Origin of the sequence: Bacillus sp. LK2, from assembly GCF_001043575.1 — a bacterium.
GTDB lineage: Bacteria > Bacillota > Bacilli > Bacillales > Bacillaceae_G > Bacillus_A > Bacillus_A paramycoides.
In genome coordinates this window covers 1-15463 of the sequence record NZ_LDUK01000056.1, presented here as the reverse complement: position 1 = coordinate 15463, position 15463 = coordinate 1, and the positions used below count along the sequence as shown (strand labels likewise).

The 15463-nt window shown below is 32.1% G+C and carries 11 protein-coding genes and 2 pseudogenes; 5 read left to right on the top strand and 8 right to left on the bottom strand.

Going from position 1 to position 15463, the window contains the following annotated elements; genetic code table 11:
• Window positions 1-161: 161 nt before the first annotated feature.
• From VK90_RS29985 to VK90_RS24575, 6 genes and pseudogenes are all read right to left on the bottom strand, one after another.
• Window positions 162-338: pseudogene (locus VK90_RS29985) on the bottom strand (ATP-binding protein); the annotation flags it as partial.
• A 208-nt stretch (window positions 339-546) separates the two neighbouring features.
• Window positions 547-1830 (bottom strand): D-alanyl-D-alanine carboxypeptidase family protein, encoded by a 1284-nt coding sequence (locus tag VK90_RS24600; protein WP_048375970.1) that lies wholly within the window; start codon window positions 1828-1830, stop codon window positions 547-549.
• A gap of 1056 nt (window positions 1831-2886) precedes the next feature.
• A complete protein-coding gene (locus tag VK90_RS24590; RefSeq protein WP_048375969.1) occupies window positions 2887-3909 on the bottom strand; it encodes a sensor histidine kinase in 1023 nt (340 codons plus the stop codon).
• Window positions 3906-4577 carry a response regulator transcription factor gene (locus VK90_RS24585; RefSeq protein WP_048375968.1) on the bottom strand — a complete coding sequence of 224 codons (672 nt, stop codon included), beginning with the start codon at window positions 4575-4577 and terminating at the stop codon, window positions 3906-3908. Before VK90_RS24585 ends, VK90_RS24590 begins: the two co-directional genes overlap by 4 nt.
• A gap of 80 nt (window positions 4578-4657) precedes the next feature.
• Window positions 4658-6646 (bottom strand): FtsX-like permease family protein, encoded by a 1989-nt coding sequence (locus VK90_RS24580; RefSeq protein ID WP_048375967.1) that lies wholly within the window; start codon window positions 6644-6646, stop codon window positions 4658-4660.
• Complete coding sequence (locus tag VK90_RS24575) at window positions 6636-7403, bottom strand: ABC transporter ATP-binding protein (protein ID WP_048375965.1); 768 nt, start codon at window positions 7401-7403, stop codon at window positions 6636-6638. Before VK90_RS24575 ends, VK90_RS24580 begins: the two co-directional genes overlap by 11 nt.
• 365 nt (window positions 7404-7768) lie before the next feature.
• Here VK90_RS24575 and VK90_RS29325 point away from each other — a divergent pair, with 365 nt between their 5' ends.
• From VK90_RS29325 to VK90_RS24560, 4 genes and pseudogenes are all read left to right on the top strand, one after another.
• Window positions 7769-9886, top strand: a complete 2118-nt coding sequence (locus VK90_RS29325) for an HNH/ENDO VII family nuclease (RefSeq protein WP_231595950.1) — start codon at window positions 7769-7771, stop codon at window positions 9884-9886.
• A 22-nt stretch (window positions 9887-9908) separates the two neighbouring features.
• A complete protein-coding gene (locus tag VK90_RS24565) occupies window positions 9909-10346 on the top strand; it encodes an SMI1/KNR4 family protein (protein ID WP_048375964.1) in 438 nt (145 codons plus the stop codon).
• A gap of 524 nt (window positions 10347-10870) precedes the next feature.
• Window positions 10871-11042 (top strand): annotated as a pseudogene (locus VK90_RS29320) (DUF4083 family protein).
• 101 nt (window positions 11043-11143) lie between these two features.
• The gene (locus tag VK90_RS24560) at window positions 11144-11740 is read left to right on the top strand and encodes a hypothetical protein (protein WP_231595948.1); all 597 of its coding nucleotides are present in this window, start codon (window positions 11144-11146) and stop codon (window positions 11738-11740) included.
• 157 nt (window positions 11741-11897) lie between these two features.
• Here VK90_RS24560 and VK90_RS24555 read toward each other — a convergent pair whose 3' ends face one another.
• The gene (locus VK90_RS24555) at window positions 11898-12368 is read right to left on the bottom strand and encodes an NUDIX hydrolase (protein WP_048375961.1); all 471 of its coding nucleotides are present in this window, start codon (window positions 12366-12368) and stop codon (window positions 11898-11900) included.
• A 933-nt stretch (window positions 12369-13301) separates the two neighbouring features.
• Here VK90_RS24555 and VK90_RS24550 point away from each other — a divergent pair.
• The gene (locus tag VK90_RS24550; protein ID WP_006097033.1) at window positions 13302-13808 is read left to right on the top strand and encodes a GNAT family N-acetyltransferase; all 507 of its coding nucleotides are present in this window, start codon (window positions 13302-13304) and stop codon (window positions 13806-13808) included.
• Between the two features lie 571 nt (window positions 13809-14379).
• Here the strand turns inward: VK90_RS24550 and VK90_RS24545 are convergent.
• Complete coding sequence (locus VK90_RS24545) at window positions 14380-15132, bottom strand: DUF4362 domain-containing protein (protein WP_048375960.1); 753 nt, start codon at window positions 15130-15132, stop codon at window positions 14380-14382.
• Window positions 15133-15463 lie beyond the last annotated feature (331 nt).

The window sequence follows — 15463 nt, the reverse complement described above, 5'->3', positions numbered from 1 at the left end:
AGCTTTCACATTCATTTCTTGTATCCCTAAGCTCATCATGCCTATTAATGCGACTATCGGTATGATTTTTTTCATAACTTCTCCCTCTTTCCATGTCAGTTTCTTATTATAAAATAAATCACTTATGTTACAGGAAAGTGACAATTTCAAAAGAATATTTTTTAAAATATTGTTAATATCACATTACTTTCAGCAGAAATCCCCCCATTATGCTGCTCAACAATATTTTAAATAATAAATAATTCAAGTCCTGTACCGGCTTATTTCTCTTTTCTTGTTTTACCATCTGTATAAAACATACTAAAAGAATGGGGTAAATCTTCTTCTGGAATGCTATCTGGGGTACAGAACGCAAAATGGAAAAAACACACGTTAACCAAATTTGAAAATTAATGCAATCTTCAATTCCAAACCATACACATAAGAATCTATAATACTTTGAAACCTTTTGTTTCAAGCTAATATTTAGTTTTATCCTATGGATATAGATAGTAAGAAAGAACTCTCGGGAGCTCTTAAAACTAACTTTTTACTATATCAGCCGCGCTATTTGCCGCTAAAGAAAGAACCGATATCGCGCATAAAACGTGTAAACCAATTTGCTTGTCCTACATCAGATTTTGCTACAAGGTCTACTTGTAATGATTTACCTGATAAGAACCCAAGATCGTTATTATCTATAGGCGATATAATCATTTGACTAATTGTTACACCTTTTTTAATAGGCGCTTCTTGTTCTTTATTCAATACTTTAAATTCTTTTTTATAAACGTCTTTGCTGCCCTTTGGCATTGGAAGTGAAACAGCTTGCTTCGTTTGAACTGCTACATCTTTATCTTTTGCATTTTCTACCCGCACTGTTTCATGCCCTTTTACCGCGGAATCTTTTTCATAGGCCTTCTTCACTTCAAAATTCGCAAATCCATAATCATATAATTTCTTTGTTTCATCAAAACGTGCTGTATGAGATTTTGTTTTAATCACTACAGAGATAAGACGCATACCGTTTCTTTCTACTGTGCCAGTGAAACAATCCCCAGCTTCTGGAGTTGTTCCTGTTTTCAAGCCATCTACACCTTCATATTGCTTAATTAAACCTTTTAACATCCAGTTCGAGTTCGCCATATCAATTGGATACTTGCCGCCCTCTTGGAATGTTTTTTTCGAGATTTTTGCTGTTTCTAATATTTTCGGAAAATCTTGAATAAGACGTTGTGCTAAAATCGCACAATCTCTTGCAGACATTTTATTTTTCTCGTCTGGAGTTGTCCCTTCAGGATGCTGTCCTTTTAAATCATAGTTTGTTAAGCCTGTAGAGTTTACAAATTTATAATTTTTCAATCCAAACTCTTTCGACTTATCGTTCATCATTTTTACGAAATCGACTTCTTTTCCGGCAATTGCTTCAGCTAAAGCAATTGTCGCACCATTGGCAGAGCAAATTGCCATTGCCTCGTATAGTTCTCTTACCGTATAATAACCACCGTTTTCTAGAGGCACATTTGATAATGAGCGATCTTGTGAAATTTCGTGTGCATATTCAGAAACTTTAATTTTCTGATCCCACTTAAGTTTCCCTTTAGCTATAGCTTCACTAACTAAGTACTCACTCATCATTTTTGTCATACTAGCAATCGCTAATAATTCATCTGCATTTTTTTGATATAAAATTTTCCCGGAATTTGCTTCTACTAAAATTGCTGATCCTGCTTCTACGTCTATAGCAGGGGCTGTTTCCGCTGATGCTCTTCCAGATGTAACAACAATGCTACAAAATAGTGTAAGCACTGTTACTATTGCAATAAATCTCTTGCAAAACATACCTTTCACTTCTGTTACCTCCAATATCTTTGTACTCAAAAAAACGTTTTTCTAACGTAATCCCCCAAAAAATAGACAGTGTTATCAAATTCTATATACATATAAGGCATTGGGAACGATTTCATATAGACCATCTCATCTCAAACTTTTAGGCGCTAACACGAATCAGTTAGTCTCCCGCAGTTTTATCACCTTAACGAATAGCGGTCCCTGCAAATTCTTCAATAGTCATACCGATATCCACGTATTTTTTATGATTAGTGAATATTCAACTAATTCATCTTTCGTGAAGGTTATAAATTCATCAAGTTTGTCAATTGAATTTCACTTTAGTACTACTTCTGCAGCCAAAACCATATAGGTGAAAGCGTTCATTAAATCGGACAGTCGCTTACCGATTTGTACGGTATCGGTATCAATAGTATAGGCACCCAGTCTAGCGTCAAACTTTTTTTTGAATTGAGCGAATTCTCGATGAATCGCACGATTTGCAAGTTTAGTTTTCTCAGTTTTCTCAGTTTTTTTGCGTTTACCTGCAATGGTTCATCTGTAAAAAGTTTTACACTTGCAAGACTGACACCTAGTATTCCCACACACATCCCTATTTTTAATACCCTTGTATTTTTCGAAATAATCCGTACTTTCATATTTTTTAGGATTACACTTAATAGACAATCTAAGTAATACATTTGTTCCACATTTACAAAAAAATCAATCCAGTGTGCACCGCATATGGTGGTACCCTATTAAAGAAAAGGTATATAAAGTTTATCAAATCCATATGAGAATAGTTTCTTGGTTTCTTTGAACTACCCCCACTTCTAAACGAAGTGGGGGTAGTTCAATTTACTGTTTTATATAGCGTACAATTTCTCGCTTACGAGGTCTGTGTAGCAACCGAACCAAATCCAGATTAACATCCATCCGATTCACAATTAAATATACCAATACGTTAAATAGTTAAGTAATACAAACGGTATGAAGAGAATTTCTATTCTTTTCATACTTTTTTAAATTTGTTTATAAGTTTCATACGAAATACCTGGAAAGATGACAGCATCTCATTTATAAACAAGGCTCAAAAGTTACCATACCTGACAACGGAAATATTAATGTAACTCTAGTTCCTTTATTCACTTCAGATTCAATGCCAATTTTCATTCCTAATTTTGAGCACAGTTTTTCGCATAGATACAAACCCATTCCTGTACTTTTGCTAAATCTCCTTCCATTCTCTCCAGTAAATCCTTTTTCAAAAACTCTATTTATATCTTTAGTTATTATCCCTACTCCATTATCCTCTATAGTTAGTATTACTGAGTTAGCTTTCTTAATTGAGTATATACGTATCATTTGTTCTTTGTTATTTGAGTACTTTATAGAATTTCCTATTATTTGATTAATAATAAATTCAACCCATTTTCTATCACTATATACGATTGCATTAATATCTTTTATATCTAATTTTATTCTCTTATGAATAAAATCTCTATAATTTCTTTTAATTACAGTTCTTACTACATCATCAAGGTTGATTGGTTTTATAATATAGTCCTTACTGACCTTATTGCTTCGAGAATAATACAGCACCTGTTCTACAAACCCATCGATTCGATCCAATTGGGAGTCTATTTTATTAGTTACTTCATTTTGATTATTTTCAATTATTAGCTTTGTAGAAGCTATAGGTGTCTTAATTTCATGCACCCATGTTTCTATATATTCTCTATAATCCGATTGCATATCCCTATAATATTTTACATTTTCATGCATATCCCTACTGACCTCTTTAAGTATAGAAGTAAGCTTTTCCCCATGTATAAAGTTTGCTTCCTTTACTACCTCTGGAAGTAGGTATTTTTTCTCTAAGTTTTCTAATATGCCATTAATCTCATTATAATAATTTTTACATTTTATAAATTCTATAGCCATATATGAAATCAATGGAAAAAACCAAATACAAAAGACAAAGAATATTATAATGAACTGAACATTCGCAGTCAGCAATATACCTGCTAGTATAATAAATACCAGTACATTAGATAGTATTACTACCATTTTATCATTAATAAATTCACCTATATTCATGGCATTATATACCCTAAACTTCTTCTTGTTGCAATTGGATTTTCTATACCTATCTCTTCAAGCTTTTTTCTTAATCTATTTATATTAACAGTTAAGGTGCTATCATCCACAAAATAATCAGATTTCCATAAGGTTTCTATGAGTGAATCTCTTTTTACAATATTTCCGCGATTATTTATTAAGCATGAGAGTATTTTAACTTCATTTTTAGTTAACTCTACAGACTTGTCTTGATAAGTAACTGTTGCATTTGAAAGATTTAAATTAAAATCTCTATAAATTAAGATATTATTCGTCTTGAAATCTCCAGTTGTTCTTCTTAAAATGTTTGTTACTCTTGCTAATAGTATTTCTGTATTATAAGGCTTTGTTATAAAATCATCTGCTCCTAAATTCATACTTATTAGTTCATCTACATCACTATCTCTGCTTGTAACCATGAAGATTGGAACATCTGAAGTTTTACGTATTTCTCTGCATATATAATAGCCATCGAACACAGGAAGATTTATGTCTAGTAATATAAGGTCTGCATTCTCACTTTCTATATATTCGATAATATGATTAAAATCTGTGGGAGCCTTCACTTCATATCCATACTTTATAAAAAAATTTTGTAATTCTTCTCTGATGATTTCATCATCTTCAATAAGAATGATTTTTTTCATGTCTTTCCCTCCCTATACAGAATATAAGGCTATTACATCTTGAGAAACAAGGTGTAATAGCCCTAATGAGCATTATAAAATCAAGTATTACTTTTTACAATATTTTTATACCCGACATATGTCGTGTAGAAATATACTACATAAACTACAAGAAATACTAAGCCAGTCATCAATGCTGGTAAAGTAATGTCTATTTCTTGAAATGCGTTAATAAAATCATTGACTACATAAATTCCAACTACAGAATGAATTAGGGCAAGAATAACTGGAAGACTAAAGTATATGAAAGTTTGAATAAAAATTGTTTTGTCGATCATTGTTCCGTTTGAACCAATTCTCTTCAAAGATTTATATCGATCTATGCTATCACTGGCTTCTGATAATTGTTGAAGAGCTAATACAGCCATACTCGTTATTAAAAATACAATACCTATATATATCCCAATAAACAGTATGATAGTTTTCAATCCCTTACTTTCTGCACAAACTTCATCCTTTGATTTGCCTGCTATACGATTAATATTTAATTTCGGGCCATTTTCGTCATAAAAGCCCCGTGCAACGTTATCATATTTTTTATTATATTCTTCTCTATTTCCATCTAAATAATTTACATTAAGTACGGATGCAATAATTTTGTAGTCTGATAAAAACTCATCATTTATAACGATTGTGAAGAAATCAAATTGTTCACCAGAAGTGTAAAGACTCTCTTGTATAATTTTAGCGTTTTTTACCAGATATTCTTTTTCTTTAATATTCACCTTATTGCTATTTTTTAATCTTTCATTTATCGAATTAAGCAACCGCTTATTATTTGATAAAAGTAAAACTTCATTGTTATTTAAAGTGATTTCCTTTTCACCTTTAAGATTTAAAATTTTATTATAATCAGATACTTTAATGAAATCCATACCGCTTTTCTTATAATCTTTACGTACTTCTGGTACTAAGTCCCCCACTTCCATCCCTGTTGGATATACATTATAAGATACATATTTTTCGTTATTACTTATTTTAAAATTAGCTTTATTTAATACGTCTTCTATCGTGTAACTTTCATCCTTATTCTCCAATTTAATACTGGCATCAAATGGTGTTGCTTCTTTCATTGTTGCGTCCATCATTCTGTTAAAGCTGAGTCCTGTAGATAAAGCCACCATTGTAAGGCATAACATTAAACAGATTACAGACATGGATATAAAATTTGTATTAACCTTACTATTTATTTGTTTGATGATAAATATATTTAAACCTTTAAAATAGACTTTTTTATTCTTCTTTACAACATATAATATAAATCCAGATAAACTAAAGAAAAACAGCAATGTACCTAATATGCCAAGAATGATTGATACCATGAGCATAGGATTAGTAAAATTCAATCCGATTTTTAGTACAGTCACATATGCATATCCAAGTGATGCTACACACATAATAAATGTGATTACATAGATAAGAGGATTTCTAAATTTTACATCTTCGTTTTTTCTACCTGCTGTTAACATATCAATTATTTTGTATTTAGAAACAACATATACATTAAATAACATAACAAGTAAAAACATGACTCCAAAGTATAATACGCTTTTACCTATAGCACCTGTTGAAATTGCAAATTTATATTTATTGATGGGCAAGTCAAATAACCTTAATGCAAATGTAGATAATCCCTGCGATACTCCAATACCTATTATAAGTCCACTCACTAAAGATATAACACCAACTAGAAATGTCTCTGTTACTAATATTCTGGATATGTTTCTTCTTCCCATGCCTAAAGTCATGTATATTCCTAATTCTTTTTTACGTTTTTTGATTAAGAAATTATTTGCATACAATATTAAACTACCTAATATTACGGATACAAATACTGACACATTTGAGATAGCGTTCATTATTGTAGGCACATACTTTCTATCTGAAGCGTTAATTTCCATAAGTGCCTTTTGTGATTCTATTGAGTTAAAGCTATAAAATATACAAACAGCCAGTGTTAGTGTTAAGAAATATATCGCATAATCTTTAAGACTTTTCTTTACATTCCCAATAGCAATCTTAGAGTACATTATTATCGTCACCTCCAAGAAGGGTTATAACTTCGATAATTTTAGTAAAGAATTCTTTTCTGGAATCATTTCCTCTTACCAACTCGATAAATATTTTGCCATCATTAATAAAAAGAATTCTACGAGCATAGCTTGCTGTAAATGCATCATGAGTAACCATAAGTATTGTAGCTTTTAAATCCTTATTTAGACTTTCAAATCTTTCGAGTAATAATCTAGCTGATTTAGAATCTAACGATCCTGTTGGTTCATCTGCAAGTACTAAAGATGGATCTGTTACGATAGCTCTTGCCGAAGCAACCCTTTGTTTTTGTCCGCCTGACATTTGATAAGGGTATTTGCTTAATACTTGTTCAATGTCTAAATATTTTGCAACTGCTTGTATTTTTCCATCAATTTTTGAACTTTCCTCACCTTTTATAGTTAACGCTAGGGCAATATTTTCATAAGCAGTAAGGGTATCTAATAAATTAAAGTCCTGAAATACAAACCCTAATTCATTTTGTCTAAACTTATCTAGTGACTTTGATTTTAACCGAGTAATGTCACTATTATTGATTATTATTTTTCCCGTAGTAACATTATCAATAGTTGATATACAGTTAAGTAATGTAGTTTTGCCACTTCCTGAGGGCCCCATTATCCCAACAAATTCTCCCTCATCTACCTTAAAACTAATATTATCTATAGCCTTTGTTACATTATCTTTATTACCATAATATTTTTCAATTTTTTCTACACTTAATATATTTCGCATTAATACTTCTCCTTTTTCATTATAAAAACTCTTTAACTCCCATTCATTTTATATAATTTCATTTATAGTATCGGTGGAATTACATTTCATTAACATTACATTTTTGTTATATTGAGTGATACCTCTACATGTAAGTTATCAGAAATCGCGATGGTATAAGTAAGGATTATTCGATGCCTTACCAAAGAGGCAGATAAATGTAGGGGTATCGGTTCTGGTGCAAAAACGATAAGACTTATGTAATTAATGGAAATAAACAAACTGGTTACGGCGTAACAACAGCTCTATTTAAAAGACATGGATTCATAGTCATTTCAGAAGAAGCGCCACATATTATTGATGGCCTACTATATCATGAAACAGATTTGGAAATTGAAGAACATTATACGGATGTAGCAGGCAGTATTGCTCCACAAACAGTGAAAGTTGTCGATTTTCAGGGAAATGGTTGGCTGAAAATCAAAACCTATATGGGTGACAAATGGATTGCTCCACAAGGTGTTGAATACGAACTAAAACAAAATGTAGCATTGTATAGAGGTTCATCATTTCTTGCGGACAAAGAGGAATATGGATTAATGCCGCAAACAGTAATTTTACTAGAAGATAGACCAAATGGCTGGAAACGAATCAAAACAGCATATGGGGATCGCTGGATTGTTCCTGATGGAGTACCCTATCAGATTACGAAAGCCACACAACTATATAAGGACCTTGACTTTACTAATCTTGAAGGATCGATAACTTCTGAAAAGGTTACGGTTATCGGTGAACAACCAGGTGGTTGGTATCAAATTAATAGTTCAAAAGGTACCCATTGGATAGCTCCAAACGGTATAAAATATAGAGCGATAAAAAATATAGACTATAAAGCATCCAAGGATATAATGAGTCCAAAAATTGGCACCATTACAAATGGTACAGTTGTTACTTTTGTCGACAACGATACAATTTTATGGAATGGTCAATATGTCTATGGGTTTCTAACTTATTTCTCAACTGAACTGATTGAAAAAACAGAGGACAAATACATAAAGCAACCTCGTATATATGCATCATTATCACAAATAAAAAATGTAGTTACAAATGGACATGACGACGGGATAAGTGAACAAATATTTAATAATTTAGAGAAATGGACAATTAATTTTTCAGGAATGAAAAGATCAGATATGAATATTCCTGATCTCAACATTAACATCGATATAGATTTAGCAGATTTCAATAAGGTCATGAAGGAATTGGAACAAACCACAAAAAATTTAAAAGTCAATAATGCCTTTTTAGAAAAGACATTGAATGAAATGAACGATGCAGTACGCCTTGCTAATGAAGGTATAAAGCAAATGAATCAAGGAGTTAACCAAACAAATTCGGCTATTGAAGGCATGAATAAAGGTATAAACCAAGCGAATGAAGGCATGGGACAAATGAATCAAGGGGTTAACCAAGCGAATTCGGCTATTAAAGGCATGAATGAAGGTATAAACCAAGCTAATAAAGGCATGGAGCAAATGATTCAAGGGGTTAACCAAGCGAATTCAGGTTTACGAGGAATGAACGACGCAATTGATCAGTCCAATTCAGCTATACAACAAATGAACGCTGGGATACAGAAAATGCTAAACGCCACAAATAAAATGCAAAATGGATTAAAAAAGACGATTAGTGGTGTCGACGTATCCGTTAAAGAGATAAATAGTATAATTGATACACCGAAGAAAAGAACACAGTCAGATTTAAACACTATTCATTTGGATTTTGATTTTTCTAGTTTAGAAGAAGCATTCCCTTCACAAACACCTGAAGAAAAATTACGAAAACAACAACGTGATGAAGCAATGTATAATATACTTGCTGGGATGCCGTTTACAGGTAACTTCGTCTCCCTCGGTGAATTAATCTCGGGTAAAAGTTTAAATAGTGAGGAAGATCTTAAGGCATCTGATTATGCATTAAACATGTTAGCTGTTCTCGGTGGTGGTGAAATTAAAGCTGGCGCAGCCTTTTTTGGTTCTATAAGTAAAGTTACTAAGCGCCAAAAATTAACTACCACAAAAGTGGACCTATCATGGCTAGAACGATTTGGTGATAAATACCAAGCAGTTGAAGTTACTGGAACAGCAAAGGTAATGAAACAAACTAGTATTTTAGATAGACGTGTATATCAGATGAAAGATATTGATTGGAATTATGTTTCATCAAACCCACAAGCTAAAGGTTTATCAAATTTAGAACTAGCGAAAAAAGGAAGAAGTCCTTTTTACAAGGATGATACACAAATTCAACTTCACCATACGACTCAGCGAGAACCAGGAAGCATGGTTGAATTGCCAGCTAGTAAACATCGGGAATACTCAAAACAGCTTCATGGCACAATTGATGATGGAGAGAGTTTTAGAAATGATCCAGTTTTAAAAGCTCAGTATGAGAGGTTTCGTGATTATTACTGGAAACAAAGAGCACAAGATTATCAAAAATAAAATGAAAGAAGGAGTAATGTAAATGAAGGAATGGATTTCTAACATTTTTTCCGAATGGGAGGAAAAAGGAGATTTTTATGGAGGAGTTGAAGATGAATTCATTAACCAACTTGAAAGAAGCTTAAATTGTAAATTTCCAGATAGCTATCGCTGGTTTTTAAAGCATTACGGTGGCGGAGGTATACTCGGAATAGATTTAACATGTGCAGGTTACATAGATAATTCACCAATACTTTCAGAAACTGAAGTGCATCGTAAAATGGGACTTCCCAACAGCTATGTTGTGATATGGGATGTAGGTGAATACGTATATTGCCTAGATACATCAAGTCTTGTAAATAGTGAATGTCCAGTTGTAACGTGGGATTTTGTAAGCAAGAAGACAGTGCTTGAAGCTAAAGATTTCTATGAGTTCTTATCTAGGAAATTGAAAAGCGCACTTGAAGATTATGAGGATTAATAGGTCATAACTATTAAAGAATTTATCATAGCATTAATGATATTGAATATCAAAGTATAAAGTACATTTTTAAAATGAAATAAAATACCAATTACCAAAAAGAGATTGGAGTAGAAAATTTTTTCTACTCCTTTTATATTTTAATAAGATTCAAGACTTTTCTTCATTACCCTACTTACTTAGCATGGATTCTCTTAAAGATTATTGACCAAATTAATATGAGCTGGTTTGAATTATCTGGATATGTTTTCTACCTACAATACTGTATAACTCTTACCTGTCTAGAAAATCGACTTTTTCTTTATTAAAGTTTGCTTAGCGTACGAAATTCGCGTTTTGTTGATGCTACCCCATCGCTATCAAGCTAATATTTTTAATTACCCCCAGAACGAAAATTTTATGCATCGTTGACTATTGATAATGAGACGTTATGTTAACCCCACATGAATACTATATACAACCAAAATTACACAGCATATTACTTCTTCTAAATGGTATAATAAGGAAAAAGAGGACTCTGAATAATGCCTTTAGGAACCACTAATTTCTTACATCATTATTGTAATAATCATCGGTGCACTGTTTGGCGGGATTATACGTATAATTCGGCATACCAGCAATCGCAAAAAGCAAGATCCAGTTGAGAAAAAGTTAGATAGGGTTATTCAACTGTTAGAAAAACAAAACAAAGATTGACCCTCCTTCCAAACAGGAGGGGTTTGCTGCAACTTTCGCAGTATGTTTACAATACCAAGTGTAAAGGGTAGGTAACGATGATTGAAAGGAGATTGCTGAAAGTGGAAGACCACGAAAAGGATATAGACTTACAATCACTTACGGATACAGATATTCTCTTGAATTTTGGAAATACATTGGCGGATCTATACCCACACTTAATTCCAATAGCGGCTTTTGCATATGACTCTTGGGATGACATTGTTATGCCTTTGTTTTTTGAAATGGTATATCGGACTTTTGCTTATAAATACGGGATTGATGTCAAGCCAAATGAGTGTCATACATACTCCTTCACATTACATTGTTATAAAAAAATCCACCATATAGAGTGTATTCCAAAGAAAGACAGAACAAAGGCATATGTGAACGGAGAAATCACCTGTCTTCATCGCTCAGATTTGTCAAATAAACTCATGATTTTCAAGTCCTTTGGTAATGGAGTCCATTCTTTAACAATGGGAATTGAGCTCGAAGATGCAAAGCAAGTCCATTTTGATATGGTTGAAGTCGAAATTGTATGTAAGGAGACGGGCTATCGCTTTTTAAAGCATGCCAACGATACTATATTTCTCCCTAAAGATTCGTTACTTTTCGAGTTTGTAGCGGAGACATATGATAAAGCTAAGCATGAGTGTTACAAGACCAAGTATGTGTAAAAACAACTTCCTATATCGAGAATTATGTCAATAGGCTGTCCATGTGGGCAGCTTATTTACATAATTTTCGAAAGTGGAAGTTTAAAAGTTTTTAGTTTCTTTCTCAATTAAAGCGTCCGTTAGTTAAAGATTATGGATAATTAATTTGAAGGTGTTTTTATTTAAATACACCTTTTCTTTTGGAAAGCCAATCTTCTAAGGCATCTTCGTGTAGTTTTGTGAATAATTTCGGTATTTGGTCTATTGGGAAGTATTTTAAATCTAAAGTTTCAATACCATCTGCAGTAAGTTCCCCATCAATTGGTTTGCATTGAAAACAATGAACGATAGTCTGAGCTTTATCTCCGTTCGGAAACTCACCAAAATATTTAGAGTAGACACCTATAAGATGTTCAACTTCAACATTTAATCCTGTCTCCTCAAGTATTTCTCGTTTAGCGGTTTCTTCAAGAGATTCTCCAAGTTCCATAGCACCACCTGGAAGACCCCACTCATTTCTATCTCCCCGTTTTTGTAAAAGGATTTCATTTCGTTCGTTATAAACGATACCTCCAGCAAAATTAAGAAATATTAAATCGTGCCCTACTTTTTCCCGAATATAGCGAATGTAGTCCTTATTTACAGTCATAAATTTCCTCCTATTTATATATAAAATACAAATTAATTATATATAAAAATAGAAGGAAATGATAATTAAAGTAATATTGTTCCTTATTCAACTAACCTGTCATTTAGTTGAATAAGGAACAATGTATATCGTATACATGTGTGGTTAATATAACGTCTCATTATCGGTATCAAGGAAAGGGAGGAACCCTACTCTCTCAAAGGAACCTCCTTTTTTCGTTCTATGGACCTATGCATTTTTTTATACATTCCTATTCTGGCGCGGTTTTAGGTTTCTCGTTTGTTGTTGGATCAACCAAAAAACTGTATTAAATCTTGCATGTTCTTAGCGTGGGTTTTTTCCAAAATGCTGGCGGTACCCCACATCCATCAACTTAAGGATTTAGACTATTTTTGAAGTTAAAAGCACGTTACTATTTTCTTATGTTAATGAGAAAGGGTGACGTGCTTTTTATGAAGAATCACAGCACTTTCAATATGTTCACGAATTATATGTATCGATAAAATGAAATTGATTTTATTATAGTTAATTAATCCTAAATATAAATATAGTTTTTTTATAAGAATGCTATATTCTCTATTTACTTATATTTATATTTTTACTAATAAATTATGATGTAGATATTAATTTAAAGTTATTTATACGAAATAACTAAATGGACTTTTTAGGAAGAGAAAGTGATAAACCGTTTTGTTTTGTTAATTCACTTAATTTTCAAAATTAAAATCTATAGATGTTAATATTTGTTATATAATATACTTGTCAAAGTATTACCCCTGTAGTTTTTATGATGAACCTGTAAGATAGTTTGTTTGTCCCATATATTCAACTTAAACTAAATAGAACTTGTAGAGATTCCTACAAGTTCTATTTGGTTTTTGGGTTAAATGTGGATTTGAAATAAAGTTACGATTTTTTGAGGGGGAAAAGTAAATGTTTGTAAAGACAGAACGATTATTGATACGAAAATTTGAGTTCAAAGATTGGCAAGCTGTCCATGAGTATACATCAGATATCAATGTGATGAAATACATACCCGAAGGGGTTTTTACTGAAGAAGATACAAGAAACTTTGTTAATGAAAACATTGGTGAAAATGCTAAGAACTTTCCTGTGGTATTAATAGATGACAATATCCTAATTGGTCATATTGTTTTTCATAAATATTTTGGTGAACATACTTATGAGATTGGTTGGGTGTTCAATCCTAAATATTTCAATAAAGGATATGCTTCTGAAGCAGCACAAGCTACATTGAAATATGGGTTTAAGGAAATGAAATTACATAGAATTATAGCTACATGTCAGCCACAGAATACCCCATCATATCGAGTGATGGAGAAGATTGGAATGAGAAGAGAAGGCTATTTCAGGAAGTGTATACCACATGGTAATGAATGGTGGGATGAATATTATTACTCTATTTTAGAAGAAGAATAGTGTCTCAGAACGCATCATTTAAATCAGAATCTCTTGGCTTATAAAATCGTTAAAATGTGGGCGGTACGACATGCCCATCAAGCTAAGCTTATATAATTTTAATTTCATGTGAGATTTTTTCTTTATTGATAAAAGAAAAATTACAGTCTTCAAATCAATTTCAATAATTAATTCCATATTTTAAACAAGTTGAAAAATACTTTTTAAGAAAGTAAGCTGTTTCATAAAAGCATTACAAAACAAAAAAGAATCCATAACGGGTTCCTTTTTCTACGCGCTTCAAAAGGCACACCTTTAGATACATTTTTTACTTTCATGTATTAAGTGTTTGATTAAAAGAATGTTTTAGACTATAGAAAAAAGTATTAGACTATTAAAAAATAGTTGTAGACTGAAAATATGCTTTCTGTACCTGAAGGAGAATGTGTTGGGCGAGATGACTGGCGGAGTTGGAAGGATAGCAGAGTATAAGATAACCGCCTGTGATGGCGGTCAATTTTTAACGTAGTAATGGAGTTTATGTAATCATCTAAAAAGTGCATCTTAACGAGGTGCATTAAAATATGTCGTCTTAATTTAACGCTTTTATGATGTCATCTACATATATTTTATCGATTTCATGTCCTTGGTTTGTTTGTTCTGAATCCACAATTATTCCTTGTGATTTCTCTTTGTCAATCCACAAATAGTATGTTTGAATTGTTCCACTTAAAAAGTGAACATTTACTTTGAAATTTGGCTTTTGTGTACTAGATGCATTTGAATGTGTATCAAAGTTTGTAGTTTCAATAGCGTTTACGAATGCTCCAACATCAAATTGCTTTACGAATATGTAGGTCTTATCCCCCTCCACTTCAATAAATTCAACAGATTTATTTTCTATGGAGTTTACTCCTTCACCATCCTTCGCTGTGTTATGAAGTATAATACCATCTTCTGACTGTGAGCAATCTCTTAGCATATATACCAGACCATGTGTTTCTTGAGGAGTAACCAGCTTATTACATACATCTTTGCTGTAGTTAGAATTGTATTTATGAGTAAAAGTGAATTTTTCGTCTTTATAAGTTACAGTGTTTAGCGCTGGTACTTTTGCTTCATCGTCATATAAATAATTTTTAATTTTTATTTCGTCATTTCTCTTATCTTTTACATTTTGAGAAAATGTTTCAAATCGTTCTAGGTTTCTAGACTTTTCTTTAGGTATGTGTATAACAATCTCATTTTTGTTCGCTTCAGTCGATGATCCCTCATTGTTATTACCACATGCAGCTAAAGAAGCGAGTGATAAGCATAATGCTCCAACAATTAATGTTTTCTTCAAATTGAGTTCCTCCCTAAAATATATTATAAATTTAATTATAGCAATAATCCGCTGTTATCTCTAAAAAACTTAGCACTTCGAATAGGTTATGTTTGGAACACCTATCTCTATATCATGTGATGAATTTTAATGTTTGTGAATGCTTATGATGAATATTAGTCCTTCTAGTAGAAACTGAATTTATGCCGTATATTTCATTATCGGTCGTAATTGTGAAATAGCAACTATTTAGTCTAATACTTTATTTTAATAAAAACCCTCTTTAAGAAATGAACTTTAGCAAGCAGTCTACATCTTTATGGGGTCCCACCACACATCCATCAACTTAAGG